The organism is Streptomyces sp. BB1-1-1, from assembly GCF_031597775.1.
In the GTDB taxonomy this organism is placed as follows: Bacteria; Actinomycetota; Actinomycetes; order Streptomycetales; family Streptomycetaceae; genus Streptomyces; species Streptomyces thinghirensis.
Genome location: NZ_CP134203.1, coordinates 338,518 through 356,800, shown reverse-complemented (window position 1 = coordinate 356,800; position 18,283 = coordinate 338,518). Strand labels below are relative to the sequence as shown.

The following is an 18,283-nucleotide window of genomic DNA, read 5'->3' as shown; positions in this document are numbered from 1 at the left end:
TCCCGGTTGGTTCAGTAGCGGTAGTGGTCCGGCTTGTACGGGCCCTCGACCTTGACGCCGATGTAGTCGGCCTGCTCCTGGCGGAGCGTGGTCAGTTTGACGCCGAGGGAGTCGAGGTGGAGCCGGGCGACCTTCTCGTCCAGGTGCTTGGGCAGCACGTAGACGTCGGTCGGGTACTCGTCGGGCTTGGTGAACAGCTCGATCTGGGCCAGGGTCTGGTCCGCGAAGGAGTTGGACATCACGAACGACGGGTGTCCGGTGGCGTTGCCCAGGTTCAGCAGGCGGCCCTCGGACAGGACGATGAGGACCTTGCCGTCGGGGTAGGTCCAGGTGTGGACCTGCGGCTTGACCTCGTCCTTGACGATGCCGGGGGTCTTGGCGAGGCCGGCCATGTCGATCTCGTTGTCGAAGTGGCCGATGTTGCCGATGATGGCCTGGTGCTTCATCTTGGCCATGTCCGAGGCCATGATGATGTCCTTGTTGCCGGTCGTGGTGACGAAGATGTCGGCCTTGTCGACGACCTCGTCCAGCGTGGTGACCTGGTAGCCGTCCATCGCCGCCTGGAGGGCGCAGATCGGGTCGATCTCGGTGATGATCACTCGGGCGCCCTGGCCGCGCAGGGACTCCGCGCAGCCCTTGCCCACGTCGCCGTAGCCGCACACGACGGCGGTCTTGCCGCCGATCAGGACGTCGGTGGCGCGGTTGATGCCGTCGATCAGGGAGTGGCGGCAGCCGTACTTGTTGTCGAACTTCGACTTGGTGACCGCGTCGTTGACGTTGATCGCCGGGAACAGCAGGGTGCCGTCGCGGTGCATCTCGTACAGGCGGTGGACGCCGGTCGTCGTCTCCTCGGTCACGCCGCGGATCTCGGACGCCATCGAGGTCCAGTCGAGGGGGCTGCGCTCCAGCAGGGCGCGTACGACGGTGAGTTCCTCGTTGTCGGCGGCCGGGAGTTCGCCCGTCTTGCGGTACTCGACGCCCTTGTGGACGAGGAGGGTGGCGTCACCGCCGTCGTCCAGGATCATGTTGGGGCCGTCGGCACCGGGCCAGGTCAGGGCCTGCTCGGTGCACCACCAGTATTCCTCCAGGGTCTCGCCCTTCCAGGCGAAGACCGGTATGCCCGCGGCGGCGATGGCGGCGGCCGCGTGGTCCTGGGTGGAGTAGATGTTGCAGGAGACCCAGCGGACCTCGGCGCCCAGGGCTACCAGGGTCTCGATGAGTACGGCGGTCTGCACCGTCATGTGCAGGGAGCCGGTGATGCGGGCGCCGGCGAGGGGCTGGGCGTCGGCGTACTCCTTGCGGATCGCCATGAGCCCCGGCATCTCGTGCTCGGCGAGGATGATCTCCTTGCGGCCGAACTCGGCCAGGGAGAGGTCGGCGACCTTGAAGTCCGTGATATCAGCGGACACTGAGGCTCCTTGACGTCTGAAGTTTGCGATGGATGTCGAGTGCGGCGGTGGACCGGTTGAGTGTGATGTAGTGCAGCCCCGGGGCTCCCTCCGCGAGCAGCCGCTCGGCCATGGCGGTGGCGTGGTCGACACCGATGCGGTGTCCGGCGGTGGGATTGCCGCGCGCCTGCTCCAGACGATGCGCCAGGTCCTCGGGGAAGGCGGCACCGGAGAGTTCGGCGAAGCGGTGTATCTGGCGGGCATCCGTTGCGGGCATGATCTCCGGGATGATCGGGATGCCGCACCCCGCGGCCGCGACGCGGTCGCGCAGCCGTAGATAGTCCTCCACATGAAAGAACATCTGGGTGATGGCGTAATCGGCGCCGGCCCTGCACTTGTCTATGAAGTGCCGGATGTCGGACTCCCAGTCGGACGAGCGCGGATGCCGCTCCGGAAAGGCCGCCACACCGATGGTGAAGTCACCCAGCGAGCGGACCAGTTCCACCAGCTCGCGGGCGTACGTGAACCCCTTGGGATGCGCAGTCCACGGGCCGTCCGGGGCGCCGGGCGGGTCCCCGCGCAGTGCGAGCACGTCACGGATGCCGGCGTCCGCGTACTGGCCGATGATCTGGCGCAGTTCGGCGACCGAGTGGCCGACGGCGGTGAGGTGGGCGACGGGTCTGAGGGTGGTCTCCGCCGCGATGCGCCGGGTGACGGCGACCGTGCGGTCCCGGGATGAACCACCAGCTCCGTACGTGACGGAGACGAAGTCGGGGCGCAGCGCCTCCACCCGGCGGATCGCCTCCCAGAGCACGCGCTCGCCCTGCTCGGTCTTCGGGGGGAAGAACTCGAACGAGAAGGTGGTCATGCCCGCCCTCCCGCGTTGAAGTAGCCGGCCTCGGGGTGGTGCGTGATGACGGCGTCCGTCGACTGCTCGGGGTGGAGCTGGAACTCCTCGGAGAGCTGGACGCCGATGCGCTCCGGCCGTAGCAGATCGGCGATCTTGGCGCGGTCCTCCAGATCCGGACAGGCAGGGTAGCCGAGCGAGTAGCGGCAGCCTTGGTACTCGGTGCGGAGCATGCCGTTGAGCGACTCCGGGTCGCTCTGGTCGATGCCCAACTCGGCGCGGACTCGGGCGTGCCAGTACTCGGCGAGGGCCTCGGCGAGCTGTACGGACAGGCCGTGCAGTTCGAGGTAGTCGCGGTAGGCGTTGGCCTGGAACATCCGGGCCGTCTCCTCACCGATCCGGGAGCCGACGGTGACGACCTGGAAGCCGACCACGTCGATCTCGCCGGACTCCTCCGGGCGGAAGAAGTCGGCCAGGCACAGGCGCCGGCCGCGCCGCTGGCGCGGGAACGTGAACCTGGTGCGCTCGTTGCCGGCCTCGTCGAGGACGATCAGGTCGTCGTCCTTGGAGACGCACGGGAAGTAGCCGTAGACCACGGCCGCTTCCAGCAGGTTCTCCGTCTGGAGCCGGTCCAGCAGCCCGCGCAGTCGCGGCCGGCCCTCGGACTCGACCAGTTCCTCGTACGAGGGTCCCTCGCCGGTCCTGGCCTGCTTCAGGCCCCACTGGCCCTTGAACAGGGCGCCCTCGTCGAGCCAGGACGCGTACTCCTTGAGCTGGATGCCCTTGACGACGCGCGTGCCCCGGAAGGGCGGCTCGGGGACCGGGTTGTCGGTGGCGACGTCGGAGCGGACATGCCCCTCCTCGGGACGCTCCTCGACCTCCACCGTGGCGGCGCGGACCCGGCGCTGGCGCAGTTCGGGCAGTTTCGCGCCGGGCACGCCGCGCTTGATGCCGATCAGGGCGTCCATCAGCCGCAGGCCCTCGAACGCGTCACGGGCGTAACGGACCTCGCCGTCGTAGATCTCGTGGAGGTCCTGTTCGACGTAGGCGCGGGTCAGCGCGGCGCCGCCGAGGATGACGGGGTAGTCGGCGGCCAGCTTGCGCTGGTTGAGTTCCTCCAGGTTCTCCTTCATGATCACCGTGGACTTGACCAGGAGCCCGGACATCCCGATGACATCGGCACGGTGCTCACTGGCCGCCTCCAGGATCGCGGAGACCGGCTGCTTGATACCGAGGTTGACGACGTTGTAGCCGTTGTTGGACAGGATGATGTCGACGAGGTTCTTGCCGATGTCATGGACGTCGCCGCGGACGGTGGCCAGCACGATCGTGCCCTTGCCGTCGTCGTCGGTCTTCTCCATGTGCGGCTCCAGATGGGCCACCGCGGTCTTCATGACCTCCGCGGACTGGAGCACGAACGGCAGCTGCATCTGCCCGGAACCGAACAGCTCACCGACCACCTTCATGCCGTCCAGCAGCGTCTCGTTGACGATGTCCAACGCCGGACGCTGTGTCAGGGCTTCGTCCAGGTCGGCCTCCAGGCCGTTCTTCTCGCCGTCGATGATGCGGCGCTTGAGGCGCTCGTCCAGCGGCAGGGCGGCCAGCTCGTCGGCCTTGGAAGCCCGCAGCGACTTGGCCGTGGCACCCTCGAACAGCGCCATCAGCTTCTGCAGCGGGTCATAGCCCTCCCGGCGACGGTCGTAGATCAGGTCCAGGGCCGTGGTGACCTGCTCCTCGTCGAACCGCGCGATCGGCAGGATCTTCGAGGCGTGCACGATCGCCGAGTCCAGACCCGCCTTCACACACTCGTCCAGGAACACCGAGTTGAGCAGGATCCGGGCAGCCGGGTTCAGCCCGAACGAGATGTTCGACAGCCCCAGCGTGGTCTGCACGTCCGGGTGACGGCGCTTGAGCTCACGGATGCCCTCGATGGTGGCGACACCGTCACCCCGGGACTCCTCCTGACCGGTGCAGATCGTGAAGGTCAGACAGTCCACGAGGATGTCCGACTCGTGAATGCCCCAGTTCCCGGTCAGGTCGCCGATCAGCCGCTCGGCGATCTCGACCTTCTTCTGAGCGGTGCGGGCCTGGCCCACCTCGTCGATGGTCAGCGCGATCAGCGCCGCCCCGTGCTCCCGCGCCAGCCTGGTCACCTTCGCGAAACGGGACTCGGGGCCGTCGCCGTCCTCGTAGTTGACCGAGTTGATCACCGCCCGGCCGCCCAGCTTCTCCAGCCCGGCCCGGATGACGTCGACCTCGGTGGAGTCCAGGACGACCGGCAGCGTCGACGCGGTCGCGAACCGCCCGGCCAGCTCCTCCATGTCGGCGACCCCGTCGCGGCCGACGTAGTCCACACACAGGTCCAGCATGTGCGCGCCCTCACGGATCTGGTCCCGGGCCATCTCCACACAGTCGTCCCAGCGGCCCTCCAGCATCGCCTCACGGAACTTCTTCGACCCATTGGCGTTGGTCCGCTCACCGATCGCCAGGTAGGAGGTGTCCTGCCGGAACGGCACCGTCTGGTAGAGGGAAGCCGCACCCGGCTCCGGACGCGGGTCACGGACGGTCGGAACGGTGCCGCGGACCCGCTCCACCACCTGACGCAGGTGCTCGGGCGTGGTGCCGCAGCAGCCGCCGACCAGGGACAGGCCGTACTCGCGCACGAACGTCTCCTGCGCGTCCGCCAGCTCCGGCGCGGTCAGCGGATAGTGCGCACCGTCCTTGCCCAGGACCGGCAGACCCGCGTTGGGCATGCACGACAGCGGAACACGCGAGTGCCGGGCGAGGTAGCGCAGGTGCTCGCTCATCTCCGCCGGACCGGTCGCGCAGTTCAGACCGATCATGTCGATACCCAGCGGCTCCAGCGCCGTCAGCGCCGCACCGATCTCCGAGCCCAGCAGCATCGTCCCGGTCGTCTCCACCGTCACCGAGCAGATCACCGGCACGTCCAGCCCCAGGGCGTCCAGCGCGCGCCGCGCACCCAGCACCGACGCCTTCGTCTGCAGCAGGTCCTGCGTCGTCTCCACCAGCAGCGCGTCCGCGCCGCCGGCGACCAGACCCTCCGCGTTGCGCTGATAGGCATCGCGCAGAACGGTGTACGGGGCATGACCCAGGGTCGGCAGCTTCGTGCCCGGGCCCATGGAGCCCAGCACCCACCGCTGCCGGCCGTCCCGCGCGGCGAACTCGTCGGCCACCTCACGGGCCACCCGCGCACCCGCCTCCGACAACTCGTGCACACGCTCGGGAATGTCGTACTCCCCCAGCGCCGAGTGGTTCGCACCGAAGGTGTTCGTCTCCACACAGTCCACGCCGGCCGCGTAGTACTCCTCGTGCACCGAACGCACGATGTCGGGCCGGGTCAGATTCAGGATCTCGTTGCAGCCCTCCAACTGCTGGAAGTCGTCCAGCGTCGGGTTCTGCGCCTGCAACATGGTGCCCATCGCACCGTCGGCCACCACCACACGGGTGGCGAGTGCCTCGCGCAGGGCGTCGATCCGCTGCTTCTGCCCGCCGCTCATGATGCGCTCACCAACAGGGGCTCGAGATCGCCGACCGCCGCCCGGCCGTAGACGCGGTCGACGCGGGAGAGGAGGTCGGCCGGCACCAGTTTGTACTCCTGGGTGCCCACCGATTCCAGTACCGCGGTGGCGAACACGCAGCCGAGCTGGGCCGCCCGCCGGTACGGCAGTTCACCCGCGATGCCCGCGAGGAAGCCGGCCCGGAACGCGTCGCCCACCCCGGTCGGATCGGCGACCGCCTCCGACGGCACCGCCGGGACGTCCACCGGGGCGGCGTGGCCGGAGAGCAGAGAGGCCCCGTCCGCTCCTCGGGTGACGATCCAGGTGCCCACCCGCCGCAGTACCTCGGCCTCACTCCAGCCGGTGCGCTCCTGGAGCAGCGCGGCCTCGTACTCGTTGGTGAACAGCCAGCGTGCCCCGTCGACCAGGCGTCTGGTCTGCTCGGTGTCGAGGCGGGCGAGCTGCTGCGAGGGGTCGGCGGCCACGTCGAGGTCGAGGTCGTGTGCCGTGCTCGTGTGTCTGAGCATGGCCCGGGGGTCGTCGGCGCCGACCAGGACGAGGTCCAGGCCGCCGACCGAGCGGCCGACCGCGCCGAGGTCGATGCGGCGGGCCTCGGTCATGGCGCCCGCGTAGAAGGTGGCGATCTGGTTCTGGTCGGCGTCGGTCGTGCACACGAAGCGCGCCGTGTGCAGCGTCTCGCTGATCCGCACGGCCGATGTGTCCACGCCGGCCGCCCGCAGACTGGCGCCGTACTCGGCGAAATCGGCACCCGCCGCGCCGATCAGTACGGGGCGCAGCCCGAGCCGGCCGAGGCCGAAAGCGATGTTGGCCCCCACTCCGCCGCGCCGGATGTCGAGCCGGTCGGCGAGGAAGGACAGGGACACACGGTCGAGCTGTCCTGAGATCAGCTGGTCGGTGAAGCGGCCCGGGAAGACCATGAGATGGTCGGTCGCGATCGAGCCGGTCACGGCGATACGCACGGCGTTTCTCCCTGAGAGGTCGGATGCCCGAGGTCGGGCCGGCGTGGGGCGGATCAGTTCGGGGGCTGCCACGTCGGACGTGGCACAGAGAGCCAGGCGCCTGCGGCTCGGTGCGGCCCCTGGCGCAGCGCCCATCCGGCTCCCGGCCGCTGGAGCGCGGTGCGCAGCGCACCTTCGTCCCGGGCCGCCAGGGAGAGCAGGACCGCGGTCAGGGCGGCGAGTTCCTCCGGCCCGGGGTTGCCGCGCAGGACTCGGACGGCGGCGCTCATTGCGGCTGGTTTCCGTGCTTGCGGCTCGGGAGCGGAGCGTGCTTGGCTCTGAGGGCCGTGAGCGCGTCGACAAGCCGGGCGCGGGTGTCCGCGGGGTCGATGACGTCGTCGACCAGGCCGCGCTCCGCCGCGTAGTACGGGTGCATCAGCTCCCGCCGGTACTCGGCGATCCGTTCGGCGCGGGTCCGGGCCGGGTCGTCGGACGCGGCGATCTCACGGCGGAACACCACGCCCGCCGCGCCTTCGGCGCCCATGACGGCGATCTCGTTGGCCGGCCAGGCCAGGGCGAGGTCGGCGCCGATGGAGCGGGAGTCCATCACGATGTAGGCGCCACCGTACGCCTTGCGGAGGACGACGGAGACCCGGGGCACGGTGGCGTTGCAGTATGCGTACAGCAGTTTGGCCCCGTGTCGGATGACACCGTCGTGTTCCTGGTCGACGCCCGGCAGGAACCCCGGTACGTCCACGAGGGTCACCAGCGGAATGTTGAAGGCGTCGCACATCTGGACGAACCGTGCGGCCTTCTCGGACGAGTGGATGTCGAGCACCCCGGCCAGGCTCGACGGCTGGTTGGCGACGACACCGACCACGGCACCGCCGAGCCGGGCCAGGGCGCAGACCACGTTCGTGGCCCAGCGCTCGTGGACCTCGACGTACTCGCCGTCGTCGGCGATCTCCTCGACCACGCGGCGCATGTCGTACGACTGGTTCGGGTCGGCCGGTACGAGGTCGAGCAGTGCCTCGCACCGACGGTCCGCGGGGTCGTCCGTCGGTGCCGGCGGTGCGAGCTCCCGGTTGTTCGACGGCAGGAGGGACAGCAGGTAGCGCACCTCGGCGAGACAGCTCACCTCGTCGTCGTGGACGAACGAGGCCACACCGGAGGTGGCGGCGTGCACCTCGGCGCCTCCCAGCCCGTCGTGGGTGATCTGCTCGCCGGTCACGGCCTGCACCACGTCCGGTCCGGTGATGAACATCTGGGAGGTGCCCCGGACCATGAAGACGAAGTCGGTCAGGGCGGGCGAGTAGGCGGCGCCCCCCGCGCACGGCCCCAGAATGACGCTGATCTGGGGAATCACCCCGGAGTTGCGGACATTGCGCTGGAAGATGCCGCCGTACCCGGCGAGGGCGGTGACGCCTTCCTGGATCCGCGCGCCGGCCCCGTCGCACAGCCCTACCAGCGGTGCGCCCGCGGCCTCGGCCAGGTCCATGACCTTGTGGATCTTCTGAGCGTGTGCCTCGCCCAGTGCGCCGCCGAACACACGGAAGTCATGGGCATACGCGAAGACCCTGCGCCCGTCCACCAGGCCCCAGCCGGTGATCACGCCGTCGGTGTGCGGACGCCTCGCCTCCAGACCGAAGCCGCTCGCCCGATGCCGACGCCATGGCTCGATCTCTGTGAACGTCGCCTTGTCGAAGAGGAGTTGCAGACGCTCGGGCGCCGTGAGCTTGCCCTTGGCGTGCTGCGCAGCTGTCGCCTCGGGGCTCGGTCCGTGACGGATCCGCTCCCGCAGCCCGGCCAGTTCCGCGGTGCGCTCCCGCAGCGTGGGCACGCGGGCCGGCTGGGGGACGGGTGCGGAGCGCTGTCCCGGTACGGCCGAGGGGGCCGGTACGGCGGTGAAGGTGTGCAGGGGATGCGCCGAGTTCCTCTCCTCGACGATACTCATGGGCTGTCCTTTCGGCGGTGGGGTGGACGTGAGGGGCGGTACGTCCTACAGCCCGGCCGCGGCGCGCAACGCCCCCACGCGGTCGGTCGTCTCCCAGGTGAAGTCGGGGAGTTCTCGGCCGAAGTGGCCGTACGCGGCGGTCTGGGCGTAGATCGGGCGGAGCAGGTCGAGGTCGCGGACGATCGCGGCGGGACGCAGGTCGAAGACGTCGGTGATGGCGCGCTCGATCAGATGCTGGGCGACGGTGGCGGTGCCGAAGGTCTCGACGAACAGACCGACGGGCTCGGCCTTGCCGATGGCGTAGGCGACCTGCACCTCGCAGCGACGGGCGAGGCCGGCGGCGACGACGTTCTTTGCGACCCAGCGCATGGCGTATGCCGCGGAGCGGTCCACCTTGGAGGGGTCCTTGCCGGAGAAGGCGCCGCCGCCGTGCCGGGCCATGCCGCCGTAGGTGTCGATGATGATCTTCCGGCCGGTCAGACCCGCGTCTCCCATGGGTCCGCCGATCTCGAAGCGGCCGGTCGGATTGACCAGGAGCCGGTACCCGTCCGTCTCCAGGTTGACGCCGTTCTCGGCGAGTTCCTTGAGTGTGTACTCGACGACCTGCTCGTGGATGTCCGGTGTCAGCAGGGAGCCGAGGTCGATGTCGCTCGCGTGCTGCGAGGAGACGACGACCGTGTCGAGGCGGACGGGTCTGCTGCCCTGGTACTCGATGGTGACCTGCGTCTTGCCGTCGGGACGCAGATAGGGCACGTCGCCGCTTTTGCGTACCTCGGTCAGACGGCGGGACAGCCGGTGGGCGAGGCTGATGGGCAGGGGCATCAACTCGGGCGTCTCGTCGGTGGCGTAGCCGAACATCAGGCCCTGGTCGCCCGCGCCCTGCCGGCTCAGCTCGTCTTCGCGAGCCTGCGGGCCGGATCCCACGACGCGTGCCTCGTACGCCGTGTCGACGCCCTGCGCGATGTCGGGCGACTGGGCGCCGATCGAGATCGAGACGCCGCAGGAGGCGCCGTCGAAACCCTTGGCGGAGGAGTCGTAGCCGATGTCGAGCACCGCGTCCCGCACCAGGGTCGGGATGTCGGCGTACGCGCTCGTCGTGACCTCCCCGGCCACGTGCACCTGACCCGTGGTGATCAGGGTTTCCACCGCGACGCGCGCCGTGGGGTCCTGTGCCAGGAGTGCGTCGAGGACGGTGTCGCTGATCCGGTCGGCGATCTTGTCCGGATGGCCCTCGGTCACGGACTCCGAGGTGAAGAGCCGAGAAGACATGCGGTTCTCCCATTCGGGGCGGAGGTTGGTTCCCATCGCACCGATGGTCGAGAGGCTCACGGAAGCGGGGCAACGGACGGCGGGCCCGGTGTCCCGAAAGGAGTACGGCGCCCCCACCACCTTCGGCGTAGCCGCTGGTCAGAGCGGTCCAGACGGGGAATCGAGGACCTAACTTCGACAGCGCACACGGTCCTGTGGAAGGTTTCGTACACGCAGAATAAGCAGGACGACTAGTACGTGCTGTGTGTTCAGTGTATTCTGAACACGCCAAAGGAGGTGAAGGTCGATGTCGGTAACCGCGGTCACTTCGGAGGAGCTGGAGTTCGTCGAGGCGGTCGCTCTGCAACTGGAGCAGCAGGGGCTGATCCGCATGTCCGGCCGGGCCATCGGCTGGCTGCTGATCTGCGATCCGGCCGAGCAGACGCTCGGACAGATCGCCGCGGCACTCTCCGTCAGCGTCGGCTCGATCAGTACCGCGCTACGGCATCTGGTGCCCAGCGAGTTGGTCGAGCGCTTCCGCAGACCGGGCGAGCGGGGCGACCGGTATCGCATCAACCCTCACGCCTGGATCGAGCACGCCATGACCCAGGCCTCGCGATACGGCGAGTTCAAGCGGGTCACCGCGCGCGGGCTGAAACTGCTGGCGGACCAACCGCCGGTACGCAGTCGGCGCCTGCAGGAGATGTACGACTTCTACGAGTGGCTGGAACGCGAGATGCCCCTCGTCTGGAGTCGCTGGGAGCAAGAGAAGAAGGAGCGGATGCAGCATGACCCCTGTGGCGCTGGCCGAGGGACTCAGTAAGTCCTACGGGAAGCACAAAGCCCTGGACGGTCTGTCACTGAGCATCAACCAGGGGGAAGTGTTCGGTTATCTCGGCCCCAACGGTGCGGGCAAGACCACGACCATCCGGCTGCTGCTCGATCTCATCCGACCCACCTCGGGCCGGATCGAACTCTTCGGCAAGAACCCTCGAGAGGGCGGCGGCGAGCTGCGCCGGCGCGTCGGATACCTGCCGGGCGAACTCCCGCTCGCGGGACGCGGCAGCGGCCTGGAACTCCTGGGATTTCTGGCCAAGGTCCGCGGCGGAGTGAACAAGGCCACGATCCTGTCGCTCGCCGAGCGACTGAACGTGGACCTCAAGCGCCCGGTGCACAACCTGTCCAAGGGCAACAAGCAGAAGGTCGGCATCATCCAGGCCTTCATGCACAACCCCGAGCTGCTGATCCTCGACGAGCCGACGACCGGTCTGGATCCGTTGGTGCAGCAGGAGTTCCTGGCCATGGTCCGCGAGGCGAAGCAGAACGGGCAGACCGTCCTGATGTCCTCGCACATCCTGTCCGAGGTCCAGCACGTCGGGGACCGGGTGGCCATCATCCGCGGCGGAAGGCTCATCTCCGTCTCGGACGTCGACACCCTGCTCGAACAGGCCCAGCGCCGGGTGGAGATCCGCTTCGCCGACCCCGTGGACCCGCGTCGCTTCTCCGTCCTGCCCGGTGTGCGCGACGTCGACGTTCGGGCCAACACGCTCAGTTGCACGCTCGACGGCGCGGCCGACGCGCTCGTCAAGACGGCTGCTCAGCACACCGTGGTCAGCCTGGTGTGCGAGGAGCCCGATCTCGAAGAAATCTTCCTGCACGCCTACGCGCAGGAGCCCAAGGAGGAGATGCACGGTGTCCGCTGAACCACTCGCCGTCTTCGGAAAGGCACTGCGCGACCAGCGCCGCGGCCTGACCTTCTGGGCGGCCGGACTGGCTCTGGTCACCCTGATGTACACCTCGAGCTTCGACCCCGACAAGGTCACCGAGGACCCCAGCGGCTTCCAGAAGGCCTTGTCCTTCGACGACCTGGCGACCGGGCCCGGCTTCCTGCGAGCCACCATCCTCGGCATGATCGTGCCGCTGCTGCTCATGGTGTACGTCACGATCACCGGCTCGAAGTCGGTCGCCGGGGAAGAGGAGACGGGGCTGCTCGACCTCTACCTCGCCCAGCCGATCGAGCGCGGGCGGCTGCTGGTGCAGCGGTTCGCCGCGACCTGCGTCGCGGTCGCCGGTTTCTCGCTGATCGTCCTGCTCGAACTCGCGGTGCTCAACTCCGCGCTGGACATGCGGGTCGAGTTCGGCAACCTGCTCGTCACGGTCGTCGGACTGGCCTTCCTGGTGATCACGTTCGCGGCCGTGGCGTTCGCCACCGGCGCGATCACGGGCCGCCGTACCCTCACACTAGGTGTGACGGCGGGCTACGGCGCCTTCGCCTTCGTCGTGAACGCCCTGGCCGGCCAGTCGGAGGCGATCGAGCCGCTGAAGTACCTGTCCGCCTTCCACTACTACCTGGGCGGCAGCCCGCTCCGCGACGGCTTCGACCCGGGGATGCTGGTTCTCCTGGTGGCTCCCGCGGTGCTCTTCGGCGTCGGCCTCGCCCGGTTCAGGAGCCGCGACCTGAACGTCTGAGCCGCGCGTCCACATCGCTCGACGACCATACGACCCTCCGCCGCGCCCCTGCCGGGCGCGGCGGAGTCACAAGGAGGGACGATCCTTGACGTACGGCTCAGCGAAGAACGCACCGCAGGGCGGCGCCACGCCGAGGGCCTACCTGCCTGCCATGGACGGTCTGCGTGGCCTGGCCGCAGTGATGGTGGTCACCATCCACCTCGCCGGATGGACCGGGGTGGCCTTCGACCCGCAGGGCAAGGGGCTGCTCGCCACCGTGGTCAACCGCTTCGGGGTGTCCGTGTACATCTTCTTCGTCATCTCGGGCTACCTGCTCTTCCGGCCCTTCGCGGCCGCGGCGCTGGAGGGGCGCGAAGCCCCCGGCATGAAGGCCTACTACTGGCACCGGTTCCTGCGCATCTATCCGGCGTTCTGGGCGCTCATCCTGCTCTCGGCACTCTTCGTCCACCGGAGCCTGACCGAGGAGCCGGCGCGCCTGCTGCGTGTGCTCGCCCTCCAGCACACGTTCGTGGCGGGCGATTTCCCGCACACGCCTGAGTGGCCGTGGAGCACGTTCTCCCAGACCTGGAGCCTGTCCACGGAGATCAGCTTCTACCTGCTGCTGCCGCTGCTGGCCGCGTTGTTCCGCGGGCTGCTCGGGGGTGGCCGGGGCCTCGGCCCGGCGCTGGCCGGCTTCGCTCTGCTGGAAGCGGTGAACGTGGCGTGGTGGATCGGCATCTGGTCGAACGCGGACACCGCGGTCCATCCGACCCGGTGGTGGTGGCTGCCCGGATACATCGGCTTCTTCGCCGCGGGAATGGCTCTGGCCACGGTGTCCGTGTACGTGAAACGGCAGGCCGACGGGCCCCCGGCCCTCGTGCGGTTCGTCGTCCGCCGCCCCTGGCTGTGCTGGGCCGCGGCGCTCGCGGCGTACGTGGTGATCTCCACACCGCTGGCCGGCGGGCACATGGAGCCCCCGACCCCGCGCACCGCCCTGGTCGAGCACTTCGGCTACCTGGTGGTCTCCGTGGGCCTCGCGCTTCCTTTGGCGCTCGCCCCCGGGAGCGGCCCGGAGCGGCTGCTGTCGACCCGGGTCATGACCTGGCTGGGCCGGATCTCGTACGGAATCTTCCTGTGGCACATGTTCGTCATGGCGGCCGCGCTGCGCCTCAGCGGATGGGACTGGGGCGAACCGGGGATGAAGGGCTTCCTGCTCCTGCTCCCGGTCACGGCCGCGGGGACGGTGCTCCTCGGGTGGCTGAGTTACGTGCTCGTCGAACGGCCGTTGCGACGTCGATTCCGCGCCCGAGTCCGCCCCTCGGACCCCGCTGGGCACGTGACGGCCGCGCGGGCGAACGACGGTCGCGGCGCGCAGAAAGCCGGCATGTGATCACCGCTTCCCGCTGCCGCGGCGCGGGACGGACGGCCATCGACGTCACTCCGCTCGCGGCAGGACGGCGACAGCCCGCAGACCGCCCGTGGGCGCGCGGCCCAGTTCCAGGCGGCCGCCCGAGGCTCGGAGGAGTGCCCCGGCGATGGTCAGGCCCAGTCCGGTGCCCTGCCTGCCGCGTCCCGCACTGCCCCGCCAGAACGGTTCGCAGGCATGGGAGATCTCCTCCTCCGTCATGCCCGGACCCTGATCACAGACTTCGACCCGTACCTCGGCGGAAGACTCGTGGACGGTGACGGTGACACAGCCGCCGTCCGGCGTGACATGCAGGGCGTTGTCCAGGAATACGTCGAGGCACTGCTCCAGGGAGCCCCGGACCTGGCTGCCGGTGGCCGCGATGCCGTCCAGGCCCAGCCGCACACCGCGGACGGACGCGAGGACGTCCCAGGCGTCGACGCGCGCCGCGGCGACGCCGAGGGCATCCACCGTCTCCAAGGGAGCGTCGCTCTCCTGCTCCACGGTGCCCCATGCCAGGACCTGCTCCAGCACCTGCGAGAGGCGGCCCACCTCCCGCAGTACGCCGCGGACTTCGCGTCGGGCGTCCGCACCCGGTGCCGCGGCGAGCCGGTCCAGCAGCAGCTCCAGGCGCAGACGAACGGACGACAGAGGGCCGCGCACCTGGTGGGCGGCGACCGCGGCCACCGTGGAAGAACCCTCTCGGGGCAAGGGCGGTGCCGGAACCGGCGCCGGGGCGGGCAGGCTGATCGTCATCGTCGTGGGTCCCGTCTCAGACGTGGGCGGCCGTCGGTACCGCCAGTCGGTAGCCGACCCCCCGAACGGTCTCGATCCACTGTGTGTTGCCGAGCTTGGTGCGCAGCGATCCCACATGGACGTCGAGGGTACGGGTGGATCCGAACCAGTTCTCGTCCCACACCCGGGACATGATCTGCTGGCGTTCCACCACGGTTCCGGGCTCCTCCAGCAGCATCGCCAGGAGGTCGAACTCCTTGCGTGTGACGCGTATCTCCGCCCCATGCACGAACACCCTGCGGGTACGTGGATCCAGCTGGACGGGGCCGGCCTGCAGCGGTGCCTGTGCGGGCCGGGGCGGTTCGCCGCCCGGTTCCCCGGCACCCGTTTGCGACCGCATGGCGGCGACGGGTGCGAGGAGGGGCGTGGTCACCGGCCCAGGCGCCACCGGAGGGGCGGTGACCGTGGCCGGAGCCGTTGTCTGCGCGGGAATCAGGGAGGGAAGCACCGGCTGGTGCGGTGGCGCGCCCGCGGCGGCCGTGCGCCCCGCCCCGTGCAGAGCGCAGCCTCCCGCCCGGCGCAGGAGTGACCGGATCCGCGCCACCAGCTCGTGCCTGCCGAAGGGTTTGGGAACGAAGTCGTCCGCGCCCATGTGGAGGGCCATGACCCGGTCCAGCTCTTCGGTCCTGCCGCTCAACGCGATGACCGGAAGGCAGGACACCTCGCGGATCCGGCGGCAGACCTCGTGGCCGTCGAGGTCCGGAAGTCCCAGGTCGAGCAGGACGAGTCCGACGTGGGCGAGGTGGTCCAGGGTCTCGGCGCCGGTGGCGACACGACGGGTGCGGAAGCCGTGGGCGCCCAGGACCTCCTGGAGCGCCTCGGCCATTCCGTCGTCGTCCTCGACGATCAACACGTTCATGGATCTGTTGCCTCCCCGCAGGCAGAGCCCTGTCGCGATCTCGAAGAACGGTGGAACGGTCTTTGAATGCTGCGAGTTAATCAATACTGGTCGACCGGTATCAACAGCGCGCGACGGCTTGGCGCCCAGCGAGGTATCCCCCGATGTGTCTTTAGGGGCACACCGGTTGCGACCACCCGAAGGCCGGAGCGGATCTTGACGGGTTCTTGACGCACCTCGGTCAAGTGAGCGATGTAGTCTCGAATACCGGACGCAGGTGCAAAGCGGAGGGGACGTTCGCCTGCTCAGCGGGGGTGTTTCGACGTGGAAGCTCGACTGGGCATGCGCAGCACCGCCGCTGCCGTGCTGGAGCGCCGTATGGACGAGATCCTGGCGGCGTACGAGGCGGCGCTGCACAGCACCGACTCCTCCCTGCTCAGGGAAGAGCGGAACGCGGAGCCCTACGTCGCGGAGGCGCGGCGCGTCCTGGCCCATGTCATCTCCGAACTGCACCGCGGAACGTATCTGCCGCACGGTACGGACTACCTGGGCGACGCCCTGGGGCCCGGCGGTCCCCGCACCCATCCGGTCGAGTCCGGACGTGCCGCGACGGCACTGTTCGACGCGGTGGTCGTCGTGCTGACGGACGAGTCCGAGACGAGCCGGCCCGCCGCGGCCGAGACGGCCGTCCTCTTCTCCCTGCTGCACCGGCAGATCGTCGCCAGGCACACCGCCCGGTCCGTGGCGCACATCGGCTACCTGCTGGAGCGGATCCGCAGCGCGCACAACGACGAACGCCGACGCATCGCCAGGGAGCTGCACGACGAGGTGGCCGGCCAGTTGGGCACCGCCCTCAACTGGTTCGAGCTGCACGAGGTGTACGAGCCCGACCAGCCAGAACTCGCCCGGCAGAAGCTCGACGCCGCCCGAGCCACGGTGCGGGACTCCCTCGGCAGCCTGCGCGAAGTGATGACGGGCCTGCGCCATCGGATCGACACCGCCTCGCTGCACACTGCCCTCACCCAGGACCTCGACGGCATGGGCGAGGAAGGCGCCGAAGTGCGGGTCTCCGTGACGGGTGACGAATCGTGGCTGCCGCCCGGAGCGGCGGAGGAGCTTTTCCTGATCGTCCGGGAGGCACAGCGCAACGCCGTGCGCCACGCCCGCGCCACGCTGATCACGGTCGAGGTACACGTGGCACCCGGAGAAGTGCGCGCGGCCGTCGAGGACGACGGCATCGGGTTCGACCCGGTGGCCACGGCCCCGCGCGGTCACAGCGGCATGCTCTCCATGCGAGAACGGGCCGAACTGCTCGGCGGCAGTGTGACGGTGGAGTCGCAGCCCGGCTGCGGCGCACGCATCTTGATCTTCTTACCGCTGGAGGGGGACAACAGTGGCGAGCCCGCGTAGACCGATCAGGATCCTGATAGCCGACGACCACACGCTGTTCCGGGAAGGTGTCACGGAGATCCTCACCGCCGCCGGTGGCGTCGAGGTCGTCGGAGAGGCCCACAGCGGCAAGGACGCCTGCGAGAAGGCGGCCGCACTGCGCCCGGACGTCATCGTCCTCGACGTCGAGATGCCCGGCCAGGGAATCCGGGAGACGCTCCCGCAGCTGCGGCGGGTCTCGCCCCGGTCCCGTGTCGTCGTGCTGACCATGCACGACGACGTGGTGCTGGCCCGGGAACTGCTCGCCCTGGGCGCCAGCGCCTATCTCGTCAAAGGGTCGACACGGCACGAACTGATCTCGGCCATCCATAGCGTCGTCGTGGATCGCGGAGCGGGCCACGTGATCCTCTCCGTCTCTCAACAGGGCCTCGACCGGGTCGGGCAGGCACCGGGCGACCTCCTCTCGGAACGCGAGCGCGAAGTGCTCGCCCTCACCGCCGAGGCGCTCAGCAACTCCCAGATCGCCCGGCGGCTGAACATCGCCGAAGGGACCGTCAAGCGCCACCTGCGCAACGTCTTTCGCAAACTCGGCGCGGTGTCCCGGCTGGACGCGGTGAACAAGGCGGTGGCGGCCTCGCTCATTCCGGCGCCGCAGCCGAGGGAGGACTGAGTACTCACGTCGGGCCGGCTCCGGTGCCGGATCAGGGGATCATCGCGGCGTAGAGGTCCCCCGTGACGTCCGCGACGAGCTCGGCACGGCTCGGGTTCAGGAAGAAGTGGCCGCCCGGGAAGGTCCGCAGGCGGAACGCCGACGCGGTGTGCTGCTCCCATCCGTCCAGCTCGCCGGAGCCGAACTCCGGGTCGTCCCGGCCGCCGTAGGCCGTGACGGGGCAGGGCAGCGGCGGTGCGGGGGTGTGGACGTAGGTCTCCAGCAGGGTGACGTCCGCGCGGAGCACCGGCAGGTAGAGGGCGCGCATCTGAGGATCGTCGCGGATGGCCGGCGGGATGGCGTTGAAGCGCCGGTCCAGTGCCTCCAGGAGCAGGTCGTCGGGCAGTTGGTGGACCACGGCGTGCCGGAGCGGGAGGTGGGGAGCCGAGCGGGCGGAGACCGCCAGGTGGACGGGACCCCTGCCGTGGGAGCGGCGCAGTTCGCGGGCGAGTTCGAAGGCGATCAGCGCGCCGAGGCTGTGCCCGAAGAGGGCGTACGGGCCGTCCAGGGCCGGACCGAGGACGGCCGCCGCCTCCTTGACGAGGACGGAAACGTCGGTGTGCGGATCCTCGCGGAAGCGGGCCTCGCGGCCGGGCAGCCGGAGGAACCAGGGTTCGACGGTGTCCGGCAGCAGGTCGCTCCAGCCCTGGAAGGCGGCGGTGCCCCCGCCGGCGTACGGCACGCAGAGGAGCCGGAGAAGGGGGGCCGTGCGTGGAGCGGGGCGCAGGACCCAGCGGTCGAGGTCGGACAGGGCCGTGGTCATGGTGGCACTCCAGGGGAGGAGG

16 protein-coding genes are annotated in these 18,283 nt (G+C 69.6%); 6 read left to right on the top strand and 10 right to left on the bottom strand.

What is annotated here, in order from left to right; all coding sequences use genetic code 11:
• Positions 1–11: 11 nt before the first annotated feature.
• Genes ahcY through metK form a run of 7 tightly spaced genes read right to left on the bottom strand, consistent with a single transcriptional unit; the run spans position 12 to position 9,935 of the window.
• Positions 12–1,409 (bottom strand): adenosylhomocysteinase, encoded by a 1,398-nt coding sequence (ahcY, locus tag RI578_RS01530; RefSeq protein ID WP_310869302.1) that lies wholly within the window; start codon positions 1,407–1,409, stop codon positions 12–14.
• On the bottom strand, positions 1,399–2,256 hold the full coding sequence (metF, locus tag RI578_RS01525; RefSeq protein ID WP_310869301.1) for a methylenetetrahydrofolate reductase [NAD(P)H]: 858 nt from the start codon (positions 2,254–2,256) through the stop codon (positions 1,399–1,401). Before metF ends, ahcY begins: the two co-directional genes overlap by 11 nt.
• Positions 2,253–5,753: a methionine synthase gene (gene metH / locus RI578_RS01520; protein ID WP_310869300.1), complete on the bottom strand. Its 3,501-nt coding sequence runs from the start codon at positions 5,751–5,753 to the stop codon at positions 2,253–2,255. The genes metF and metH overlap by 4 nt, the downstream gene beginning before the upstream one ends.
• Positions 5,750–6,733 carry a carbohydrate kinase family protein gene (locus RI578_RS01515; RefSeq protein ID WP_310869299.1) on the bottom strand — a complete coding sequence of 328 codons (984 nt, stop codon included), beginning with the start codon at positions 6,731–6,733 and terminating at the stop codon, positions 5,750–5,752. Before RI578_RS01515 ends, metH begins: the two co-directional genes overlap by 4 nt.
• A gap of 53 nt (positions 6,734–6,786) precedes the next feature.
• Entirely contained in the window at positions 6,787–7,002 is a 216-nt protein-coding gene (locus RI578_RS01510; RefSeq protein WP_310869298.1) for an acyl-CoA carboxylase subunit epsilon, read from the bottom strand.
• Complete coding sequence (locus RI578_RS01505) at positions 6,999–8,666, bottom strand: acyl-CoA carboxylase subunit beta (protein ID WP_310869297.1); 1,668 nt, start codon at positions 8,664–8,666, stop codon at positions 6,999–7,001. Before RI578_RS01505 ends, RI578_RS01510 begins: the two co-directional genes overlap by 4 nt.
• Before the next feature lie 45 nt (positions 8,667–8,711).
• On the bottom strand, positions 8,712–9,935 hold the full coding sequence (metK, locus tag RI578_RS01500; RefSeq protein ID WP_310875636.1) for a methionine adenosyltransferase: 1,224 nt from the start codon (positions 9,933–9,935) through the stop codon (positions 8,712–8,714).
• Positions 9,936–10,221: 286 nt separating this feature from the next.
• Between metK and RI578_RS01495 the strand changes: the two genes are divergently transcribed.
• The 4 genes from RI578_RS01495 (at position 10,222) to RI578_RS01480 (ending at position 13,752) form a co-directional block, all read left to right on the top strand.
• A complete protein-coding gene (locus tag RI578_RS01495) occupies positions 10,222–10,737 on the top strand; it encodes a hypothetical protein (RefSeq protein ID WP_310869296.1) in 516 nt (171 codons plus the stop codon).
• Positions 10,703–11,617, top strand: a complete 915-nt coding sequence (locus RI578_RS01490; RefSeq protein WP_310869295.1) for an ABC transporter ATP-binding protein — start codon at positions 10,703–10,705, stop codon at positions 11,615–11,617. The genes RI578_RS01495 and RI578_RS01490 overlap by 35 nt, the downstream gene beginning before the upstream one ends.
• Complete coding sequence (locus RI578_RS01485) at positions 11,607–12,383, top strand: ABC transporter permease subunit (protein ID WP_310869294.1); 777 nt, start codon at positions 11,607–11,609, stop codon at positions 12,381–12,383. Before RI578_RS01490 ends, RI578_RS01485 begins: the two co-directional genes overlap by 11 nt.
• Before the next feature lie 85 nt (positions 12,384–12,468).
• Positions 12,469–13,752: an acyltransferase gene (locus RI578_RS01480; RefSeq protein WP_310869293.1), complete on the top strand. Its 1,284-nt coding sequence runs from the start codon at positions 12,469–12,471 to the stop codon at positions 13,750–13,752.
• 45 nt (positions 13,753–13,797) lie between these two features.
• Here the strand turns inward: RI578_RS01480 and RI578_RS01475 are convergent, their stop codons facing one another.
• Together RI578_RS01475 and RI578_RS01470 are read right to left on the bottom strand one after the other, a co-directional pair.
• Positions 13,798–14,454, bottom strand: a complete 657-nt coding sequence (locus tag RI578_RS01475) for a HAMP domain-containing sensor histidine kinase (RefSeq protein WP_310869292.1) — start codon at positions 14,452–14,454, stop codon at positions 13,798–13,800.
• 85 nt (positions 14,455–14,539) lie between these two features.
• Complete coding sequence (locus RI578_RS01470) at positions 14,540–15,421, bottom strand: winged helix-turn-helix domain-containing protein (protein WP_310869291.1); 882 nt, start codon at positions 15,419–15,421, stop codon at positions 14,540–14,542.
• 303 nt (positions 15,422–15,724) lie between these two features.
• On the opposite strand from RI578_RS01470, the gene RI578_RS01465 reads away from it, so the two are divergent.
• Together RI578_RS01465 and RI578_RS01460 are read left to right on the top strand one after the other, a co-directional pair.
• Complete coding sequence (locus RI578_RS01465) at positions 15,725–16,810, top strand: sensor histidine kinase (protein WP_310869290.1); 1,086 nt, start codon at positions 15,725–15,727, stop codon at positions 16,808–16,810.
• Complete coding sequence (locus tag RI578_RS01460; protein ID WP_234956689.1) at positions 16,794–17,459, top strand: response regulator transcription factor; 666 nt, start codon at positions 16,794–16,796, stop codon at positions 17,457–17,459. The genes RI578_RS01465 and RI578_RS01460 overlap by 17 nt, the downstream gene beginning before the upstream one ends.
• 31 nt (positions 17,460–17,490) lie before the next feature.
• Here RI578_RS01460 and RI578_RS01455 read toward each other — a convergent pair whose 3' ends face one another.
• A complete protein-coding gene (locus RI578_RS01455) occupies positions 17,491–18,261 on the bottom strand; it encodes a thioesterase domain-containing protein (protein ID WP_310869289.1) in 771 nt (256 codons plus the stop codon).
• Positions 18,262–18,283 lie beyond the last annotated feature (22 nt).